We start from the raw sequence: 8,035 nt of genomic DNA, 5'->3' as shown, positions 1-8,035 counted from the left end.
CATGAAACCGAGTCCGTGCCGTGCCAATCAAAACCGGACGGTTAGGGGGATTCCCCTATCGAACACCCTCTGAGGGCAGGGGGCGCGAAGTCCTGCACGCGGTCGTATCGGTGACCGGACTGAGCCTGTGGCACAGCAGGCTCCTGCTGGACAGCGCCCCGACGACAGTGTTGGAGAAGGGCCCTTTCGCCGAGGCCGTCGCCGCGGCCCGGCGGCTGCAGGAGGTCGGCGTGCCTGCCGCCGTCAGCTGCACCTGGTGCGGCAGGACGGTGCCCCGCGACGGGACACCGCTCGACCCAGGTCCGTGCGCATCGCGCTACTGGCCCACGGCCCACTGCCGGGCCAACTCCCTGACCAGCTGCGACTGCGAGTTCTGCCGCGCCTACGGGCCCGTCTGCTTCACCCGCTGACGTCGCTCGACGACTCGCGGGGGGTGGCGCCCGCAGGCGCAGTCGCAGTCGGTGCTGTGGCCAAGGGCGTCGGGCTGCTCGGACGCGGAGGCGGGAGCGAGATCGAGCCGGGCCGTCGGGAAGCTCGGCTCGCGCTCGCCCGCCGGCACCGGAAGCAGCAGCGCGTAGAACCGAACCGTCGTGAACGCCGTCGGCTCGGGCAGTCCGAGCGCCGTCATCGCCGCCGAGGCGGCCTCGTGGCGCTCCCCGTTGACGCGGACCTCGGCCTGCATGGCGCCGGGGGTGCCGCCGTAGAAGACCTTGACGCCGTTGAAGAAGGGCGATTCCAGGTCGGCGGTGAACGAGTCCGCGATCCGGTGCAGCACGTTCGCCTCCAGCAGCGCGCTCTGAAGCCGCCGGTTCTCGTCGACGTCGTGCCCGAGACCGACCACGCCCGAGGTGATCAGGTGCCAGCCGGGCACGCCGTGCTCGTCCTCGGGGCCCGCGTGGTCGGCGAAGTGCCCCCGGCGGTCGAGGAGTTCGAGCAGGCAGACGCCTGCGGTCTGCACCCAGGTGTTCGCCGCGTCCTGCGGATCGGCGGACATCGACACCACGCAGTCCATGAAGCACGGCACGTCCGGTTGGAGACCGACGTCCGGCAGCGCGACGAGGTCGTAGTGGTGGCCGCCCCCGTGGTGCGGCGGGGCCACGGCCACGGCCCAACCCTGCGGGCTGATCATCGAGTTCCCCTTGAGCTGGGCGCCCTCCGTCACGCCGGGCACCAACTCTTCGAGCCCGGCCTTCACCAGGGCGAGGAACTCCAGGTCGGCCAGCCGGTTCGCCGGGGGCTCCGCTTTGCGCTTCATGCGCGGTATCCAGGACATCCGGGGATGGTACTGAGCCCGGCCGATCGATCGGCGCCCGGGATACCGGTGCGGCTGCTGCGAGGGCCGGTCCGGACGAACTGTCAGAACTCCGCCGGCAGGCCCTCCGCCACCAGTGCGACGGCCTGTTCGGCGGTGGCGACCTCGACGGTCCCGTGGCTCGACCGGCTGCTCCGGACCAGGAAGCCTCCGTCCGACAGCGGGTCGATGGCCCCGCCGACCGGTTGGAACGGGAAGTGCGGGACGGCGGAGAACCACAGCCGGTAGTGGCTGGTCACGGGCGTCAGTCGGCGCAGCCGGGGCTCGGCGAAGGCGGCCTCGAACATCGCCCGGTAGCCGAGGGGGTAGCGGTGCAGCGCCCGGGTGTCGAACCGGCCCAGATCCTGACGCCAGATCAGTTCCACTTCGTCGAGCGGCGCACGCTCGTGCGCGAACGCCCAGTCGTGGACGACCAGGAACGGCGCGACGTCCCGGACGCCGGCGAGGTCGGCCCCCGCCAGCCAGGCGGCCACCGCGTGAACCGCCTCCGCGAGGTCCTGGGCGTGGCCGTTGGCGAGCGTCACCCCGGCGCGCCGCACGGAGACGGCGGGACCCGCGTCGGGTACCCAGGTGCGGATCCAGGCCCGGTCGTCGGTGTCGACGTCCCGGAACTCGGCCCACGAGCGGCCGAGTTGCTCCGGTGCGGGCAGCCGCAGCCCGAGTTCGGCCGCGACCTGGTCGAGGCGCGCACCGAAGGCGGCAGCGGCGGCCTCCCGCTCGGCGGCTCCGGGATCGTCGGATGCGTTGGTCACACCGCAGTGTAGAAGGCAGGCGGGTCGGACGGGGCGTCAACTGCGGCAACCGACCCGGGATCCCTTCCGAAGGGCCCGACGTCGCTCGCTGCCCGGGCCCGCATGCCTCGCGTCACGTCGCTTGCTGCACTGTCCGCCCGTCGCCCGGCGGGAGTGGGCCCGGCTGGTCCCACCACCAGGGCAGGGCGGTGTGCGGCCAGTTCGGATCGGGGCGGAAGTCGCACCAGGTGCCGTCGAACGGGAAGGCGCCGGCCTCCGCGAGCGCGATCATCCGCTCGCCCTCGGCCCGGATGGCGGCGGCCCCCTCCTCGGTCCAGAAGAACGGGTGCCCGGTTCGCTCGGCGAACTCGTCCTCGTCCTTCCAGCGCCAACTGCGGTCGGGAGCCACCAGGATGTCCAGGGCCTGGTCGATGTGGTCGGTCCCGCCGTTCCACCGCCCCACCGGGGATTCGAGGTTGATGTACCAGCCGACGAACGAGCCGCCCGGATCGAAGGACCACCACACCGAGTGTGCGGCCTCGGGCGGGGTGAGGATGAGCGTGCCGTAGGGCTGCCAGGTGGACGGCACGGCCAGCGTCGGCAGACGCATCTCGTCGGCCAGCGGCAGCGACCGGGTGGACGCCCCGTCCAGGGTGACCCGCTGTACGGTCGCCGACCCGGCGCTCGCCCAGACGAGCAGGCCGCGGTCGTCGTCGGCCACGACCCGCCCGCACTGGAGCGACCCGATCCGGCCGTCCGGATAGAGCCCTCGGCGCACCACGGTCCGTCCGATCCCGATCCTCATTCCACGCAGCATAGGTGGTCGGCCTCCAAAGTCCTTCGATTCGAGGGGACTTCGGAGCCGGTTCTCCCCCGGTGCGCGGGACGCGGGCACGGTCGCGTCCAGCAGCGGCGTCACCGTGCGGTCAGCGCGCCACTGTGCGGGCGACGCGGAATCCCACGTCGTCGACCCGGAAGGTCGGGTGGCTGCGGCGTCGCACGGAGGCTCGGCAGCTCCAGTGCTCATCGAACCAGCCACCGCCACGCAGGACCCGGTAGCTGCCGTAGACCTCGGGGTCGTAGAGGTCCCAGCACCACTCCCACACATTGCCGAGCATGTCGTGGAAGCCCCAGGGATTGGGCTGCTTGCGGCGCACCTCGTGGATCCGGTCGTTCGAGTTGCCTCGGTACCAGGCGATCTCCTCAAGGGGGCCGTACCGCGGTCCCGTGGTACCGGCGCGGCAGGCGTACTCCCACTCGGCCTCTGTCGGCAACCGGTACCCGTCCGAGGAGGCATCCCACTCGACGGGCTCGCCGTCGGCCTGAACGCGGTAGGCGGGCGAGAAGCCGTCGCGCTCGGACAGCGCGTTGCAGAATCGGACGGCGTCCCACCAGGACGCACTCTCGACGGGTATCCGGTCCCCGTGGGCGGCGCTCGGACGCTGACCGGTGATCCGGGCGTACAGCGCCTGGGTGACCGGGGCCGCCGCGAGCCGGTAGGACGCAAGCTCGACTGCCCAGCTGCGCTGCGTCCGCCGATCCGACAGGACGACCTGGCCGGCGGGGACATCGATCATCTCGGGCTCTGCGCTCGTCTCCATGAATCGAGGACGCTACCGGAGTCTCCCGGACCGGCTGCGGCAGGCGGCGACCCGACGGTTCGTCATGTCCGCCGGAGACGCTGTGCTGCCGGACGTCAACTACGCCTGGGGGAGCGGCGTTTGCGGGTGCGGCCGATCGCCCAGCCGGTGAGGGGGGCGACCATCAGGGCGGCCGCCGCGGTGTCGACGCGGGAGGTCCAGCGTTCCCGGGAGGCGCTCGGGAGGGTGCCGAGCGCCGGGGCCACACGGCCGGCCGGGTCGGTGGTGACGGTGACGGTGGCGCCGACGCGGTAGGAGGAGCCGAGGTTGCCGTCGACGGTGGCGGTGATCGGGGGGCCTTCCAGGGCTTCCAGGGTGAGACGGGGGTAGGAGTTGTTGTTGGCGTCGAACTCCGTGGTGATCTTGGCTATTCGGGCGTGCTGCTCGATGCCGTGGTGTCGCAGGGCGCGGATGTCGAGCAGGTAGGTGTGGGCGACCAGCAGGACGACGGCGAGGGAGGCGACCGCGATCATCCAGCCCGTCGGGTCCTTCCGGGACGCCGGCCAGACGGCCAGGAGGATCGACAGGCCGGCGATCACCACGGCCGGCGTCGCGATCTGGGCGCTGAACCGGTAGGAGAAGGCGGCCAGTTCGCGTCCGGCGAGAACCACGGCGGCCCAGACCAGCGCCGCCAGGGCCACATTGCCGACCGCCCGCCCCACAGTGCGCATCGTCTCGCCCCTCCCCGGTCGCCGTAGGTGACGGGACCACCGTACGCGCCGCTCGGACAGCGGCCCGAAAGTTACAGGCGGGCGGACCGGAGCGCGGAGGCCCGGAACGCTCGTGAGGAGCGCAGGTCGGAGCGGGGGAAGGGGCGTCAATGCGGCGCGGTGCGAAGGGAGTCGGTGACGCGCGGAGTCTGCCGCCGGAGGCCTTCGGCGGCTACCATCGGCCGAACCCGCTGCGGGAGCGCTCCCACACTCCGGTTCCCGCAAAGGCCCCGGTCAGCCCGCCGCACCCGGCGGGCGGCCACCCCTCTCCCACCCGAGAGCACCCCGGAGGACACCGTGCACACCCCCGAGCGCCACCGGCGCAGCACCGTCCCACCGACCGCCGCCGAACCGGCCGCCAGGCCCGGCCGCCCCTCCGGCCGAGCCGCCGTGCTCGCGCTGGCCGCCACGGCGACCGCCCTCGGGCTGGTGGCCGGCGTGCAGGGCGGCGCCGACGCTGCCGTGCAGGGCAGCCTGCCCGCGGGCACCCAGTTCTACCGGGACCCGGCGTCCCAGGTCGTCAAGTGGGTGGCCGCCAACCCCGGCGACTCCCGCACCCCGGTGATCTCCAAGCGGATCGCCAGCCAGCCGCAGGCCATCTGGTTCAGCAACTACCGCCCCACCACCGTCACTTCCGACGTCCGTGCGGTGACGGCCGCCGCCGAGCAGGCCGGGCGGACCCCGGTGCTGGTCGCCTACGCCGTCCCCAACCGGGACTGCGGCGGCGCATCCGCCGGCGGGGCGCCGGACCTCGCCTCGTACGACGCCTGGGTCGGCAAGTTCGCGGCAGGGCTCGGCAGTTCACGCTCCATCGTGGTCCTCGAACCGGACTCGATCGCGCTCACCACCTGCCTCAACGCCCAGCAGCAGAGCGACCGTTTCGCCTCGCTGGCGCGCGCCGTCACCGCCATCCACGCCGCCAGCCCCGCCGCCAAGGTGTACCTGGACGGCGGACACTCCACCTGGAACTCCGCGAGCGAGCAGGCCAACCGGCTGCGCAGCGCCGGCGTGCTGAACGCGGACGGCTTCTTCAGCAACGTCTCGAACTTCAACACCACGGCGGGCGAGACCGCCTTCGCCCACAACGTGCTCTCCGCGCTCGGCAACCCCGGCAACCTGCACGCCGTCATCGACACCAGCCGCAACGGCAACGGCCCGGCCGGCAGCACCTGGTGCGACCCGTCCGGGCGCGCCATCGGCAACTACCCGACGGCGAGCACCGGGGACAGCGCGATCGACGCCTTCCTCTGGATCAAGCCCCCGGGCGAGGCGGACGGCTGCGCGGCCGCCGCCGGCACCTTCGTCCCCGACATCGCCTACCAACTGGCGGTGAACGCGGCCGACCCGACCAGCCCGCCGGCGTCCAGCCCGCCGCCGACCTCGCAGCCTCCGACGAGTCAGCCGCCGAGCGGTGGGACGTCGTGCTCGGTCGCGTACCGGGTGAACTCCTGGAGCGCGGGCTTCACCGCGGACATCACGGTGAAGAACACCGGCAACGCCACCATCGCCGGCTGGAAGCTCGGCTGGACGTTCCCGGGCGACCAGAAGGTCACCAGCGCCTGGAACGCCACCGTCGTACAGAGCGGGGCCGCCGTCACCGCCACCGACCTGGGCTACAACGGCACCCTGGCGGCCGGTGCGTCCACCGCGTTCGGGCTGCAGGCGACCTTCGGCAGCAGCAACACCGCCCCGAGTGCCTTCACCCTGAACGGAACCGCCTGCACCCTCTCCTGAACCCTGCCGGCCCCGCTGTCCCGGCCCGCCGTCCCGGCCCCGGGTCGGCGGGGCCCGGGCCTACGGGCGGAGTTGAACGGCCGTCACCATCACGTACCCGACCAGCAGCCCGAACAGGCACACGGCCGTCACGTAGCGCGGCGTGAACGGCAGCCCGGCGAGCGACGGGTACAGCAGCACCGCGCCGCCCGCCGCCAGGTCCGCCAGGTAGAGGCCGTCCGGCGGGACGATGCCCGTGCTGTGCGCGGCCCAGCCGGTGGCGATCAGGAACCCCGTCAACAGGGTGAACCCGGACAGCAGTCCCGAGCCGATCGCGCCCAGCGCGGGATGCGGGTCCGGCGGCGGCTCACCCTCCGGCGTCCGCGGGCGGACCCGGTGCGCCATCGCGAGCGCGCCGACGGCCAGCGTCATCGAGGCCAGTGCGCCGAGCAGCGGAGAGGGATTCATCGGCTCCTCCTGGAGAACGCGAGATGCTGCCCGGCCAGCGCGGCGAGCGCCGCCGGCAGCAGAACGGTGAGGACCAGCACGGTCGCCCACACCGACGGCTCGATCGCCGCCGGGGCGGACGGCCCGGCCGGTGGCGGTGGCGCGGCGACCGCCGTCGAGGGGGTGGGGGTGGGGTGCGACCGGACCGCCGGCGGGGGCGGGACCGCGGCGGGCGCGGTCGTCCGGTCGGCGGCGAACGGCGACTGACGGGACGTCGCAGGGTGCGGTGCGGGGGCGGCCGTCGTCGGAGTCGGGGTCGGCGTCGGGGCGGGATGCGACGAGGGAGCGGGGGCGGGTGTGGGAGTGGCGGCCGGGGTCGGGGTGGGTGACGAGCTGGGCGTGGGGACGGGGCTGGGCGTCGTGGGGCTCGGGTGCGGGCAGTGCCAGGGCGGCGGGTACGGGTGCACGTGTGGTGGCGGCGGCAGCGACGGCAGGTGCGGGAACGGCGGTGGGAACACGCCTGGGGCAGGGTCCATTGCCCGATCCTCCGGCCGCCGCCGCCCCGCCGACACGGCTCCCCGATCAAACCCCACGGGGCGGTGAAAGCCGTCAACCGTTCCGCCGCCCCGGCCGGAATGCCCGATCGATGACGATGCGTCAGTTCGAGCCGAGCCTGTCGGAGTCGGCAGGTCGGAGGGCGTCGAGGCGGGCCAGTTCCTCGGCCGAGAGCCGCAGCGCGCCTGCGGCCACGTTCTCCGCGAGGTGCTCCGGATCTCCGGTCCCCGGGATCACCAGCACGTGCGGCCCCTGCTGCAAGGTCCAGGCGAGGCGGACCTGGGCGACGGAGGCGCCGTGCGCACGGGCGACGGCGCGCACCGCGTCGTGGTCCTCGGCGGTCGGACCGGACTCGCGTCCGGCCCCGGCGATCGTGAAGAACGGGACGAAGGCGACGCCGAGTTCACCGCAGAGCCGCAGCAGCGCCCGGTCCTCGTCGGACGCGCCGAGACCGAAGGGGTTCTGCACGCAGACGACCGGCGCGACGCTCCGGGCCTCGGACAGCTGCTCGGCGGTGACGTTGGAGACGCCGAGATGGCGGATCAGCCCGGCCTCGCGCAGTTCGGCCAGAGCGCCGAAGTGCTCGCCGATCGAACCGGTCCGGCGGCTCGGCGGCACCCGCAGGTTCACCACGTCCAAGTGGTCGCGGCCGAGTTGACGGAGGTTCTCCTCGACCTGGCCGCGAAGCTGCGCCGGCGTGGCCCACCACCAGGCACCCGAAGGGTCCCGGCCCGGCCCGACCTTGGTGCTGATGACCAGCTCCTCCGGGTAGGGCGCCAGCGCCCGGTTGATCAACTCGTTGGCAGAACGGGTCGCCGAGAAGTAGTACGCGGCGGTGTCGACCTGGTTCACCCCGAGCTCGACCGCCCGCCGGAGCACCCCGATCGACCGGTCGCGGTCACGCGGCGCCCCGCCGTGGAACGGCGC

Annotated in this window: 10 protein-coding genes; 3 read left to right on the top strand and 7 right to left on the bottom strand. The window is 73.3% G+C overall.

Features of this window, described 5'->3' with window-relative positions; translation table 11 throughout:
- Positions 1-110: 110 nt before the first annotated feature.
- A complete protein-coding gene (locus tag IEZ12_RS29205) occupies positions 111-410 on the top strand; it encodes a hypothetical protein (RefSeq protein WP_189276107.1) in 300 nt (99 codons plus the stop codon).
- Here the strand turns inward: IEZ12_RS29205 and IEZ12_RS29200 are convergent.
- The 5 genes from IEZ12_RS29200 to IEZ12_RS29180 all read right to left on the bottom strand — a co-directional run bounded on the left by IEZ12_RS29200 (position 383) and on the right by IEZ12_RS29180 (position 4,354).
- Positions 383-1,273: a DUF6348 family protein gene (locus tag IEZ12_RS29200; RefSeq protein ID WP_189276105.1), complete on the bottom strand. Its 891-nt coding sequence runs from the start codon at positions 1,271-1,273 to the stop codon at positions 383-385. The genes IEZ12_RS29205 and IEZ12_RS29200 overlap by 28 nt on opposite strands.
- 83 nt (positions 1,274-1,356) lie before the next feature.
- Complete coding sequence (locus IEZ12_RS29195; RefSeq protein ID WP_189276103.1) at positions 1,357-2,064, bottom strand: DUF6193 family natural product biosynthesis protein; 708 nt, start codon at positions 2,062-2,064, stop codon at positions 1,357-1,359.
- 112 nt (positions 2,065-2,176) lie between these two features.
- A complete protein-coding gene (locus IEZ12_RS29190) occupies positions 2,177-2,848 on the bottom strand; it encodes a ribonuclease FAU-1 family protein (RefSeq protein ID WP_189276101.1) in 672 nt (223 codons plus the stop codon).
- Between the two features lie 121 nt (positions 2,849-2,969).
- Entirely contained in the window at positions 2,970-3,644 is a 675-nt protein-coding gene (locus IEZ12_RS29185) for a formylglycine-generating enzyme family protein (RefSeq protein ID WP_189276098.1), read from the bottom strand.
- 95 nt (positions 3,645-3,739) lie between these two features.
- Entirely contained in the window at positions 3,740-4,354 is a 615-nt protein-coding gene (locus IEZ12_RS29180) for a hypothetical protein (protein WP_189276096.1), read from the bottom strand.
- Between the two features lie 336 nt (positions 4,355-4,690).
- On the opposite strand from IEZ12_RS29180, the gene IEZ12_RS29175 reads away from it, so the two are divergent.
- Positions 4,691-6,127: a glycoside hydrolase family 6 protein gene (locus IEZ12_RS29175; protein WP_189276094.1), complete on the top strand. Its 1,437-nt coding sequence runs from the start codon at positions 4,691-4,693 to the stop codon at positions 6,125-6,127.
- Positions 6,128-6,187: 60 nt separating this feature from the next.
- On the opposite strand, the gene IEZ12_RS29170 is transcribed toward IEZ12_RS29175, so the two are convergent.
- On the bottom strand, positions 6,188-6,574 hold the full coding sequence (locus tag IEZ12_RS29170) for a hypothetical protein (RefSeq protein WP_043912094.1): 387 nt from the start codon (positions 6,572-6,574) through the stop codon (positions 6,188-6,190).
- A gap of 66 nt (positions 6,575-6,640) precedes the next feature.
- Here IEZ12_RS29170 and IEZ12_RS29165 point away from each other — a divergent pair, with 66 nt between their 5' ends.
- On the top strand, positions 6,641-6,820 hold the full coding sequence (locus tag IEZ12_RS29165; RefSeq protein ID WP_189276091.1) for a hypothetical protein: 180 nt from the start codon (positions 6,641-6,643) through the stop codon (positions 6,818-6,820).
- A gap of 390 nt (positions 6,821-7,210) precedes the next feature.
- Here IEZ12_RS29165 and IEZ12_RS29160 read toward each other — a convergent pair.
- Positions 7,211-8,035 (bottom strand): aldo/keto reductase (locus IEZ12_RS29160; protein WP_229848247.1); only part of this gene is annotated, 825 nt, incomplete at its 5' end.

This window comes from Kitasatospora griseola, assembly GCF_014648555.1.
GTDB lineage: Bacteria > Actinomycetota > Actinomycetes > Streptomycetales > Streptomycetaceae > Kitasatospora > Kitasatospora griseola.
Note: the sequence above shows the minus strand (reverse complement) of the source record. Positions and strands in the feature narration are given on the sequence as shown.

What these genes read in the sequence shown, in the direction of transcription:
- IEZ12_RS29180 (WP_189276096.1), bottom strand. Translation starts at nt 4,354, where the DNA reads ATGCGCACTGTGGGGCGGGCGGTCGGCAATGTGGCCCTGGCGGCGCTG.
- IEZ12_RS29170 (WP_043912094.1), bottom strand. Translation starts at nt 6,574, where the DNA reads ATGAATCCCTCTCCGCTGCTCGGCGCACTGGCCTCGATGACGCTGGCC.
- IEZ12_RS29190 (WP_189276101.1), bottom strand. Translation starts at nt 2,848, where the DNA reads ATGAGGATCGGGATCGGACGGACCGTGGTGCGCCGAGGGCTCTATCCG.
- IEZ12_RS29185 (WP_189276098.1), bottom strand. Translation starts at nt 3,644, where the DNA reads ATGGAGACGAGCGCAGAGCCCGAGATGATCGATGTCCCCGCCGGCCAG.
- IEZ12_RS29200 (WP_189276105.1), bottom strand. Translation starts at nt 1,273, where the DNA reads ATGTCCTGGATACCGCGCATGAAGCGCAAAGCGGAGCCCCCGGCGAAC.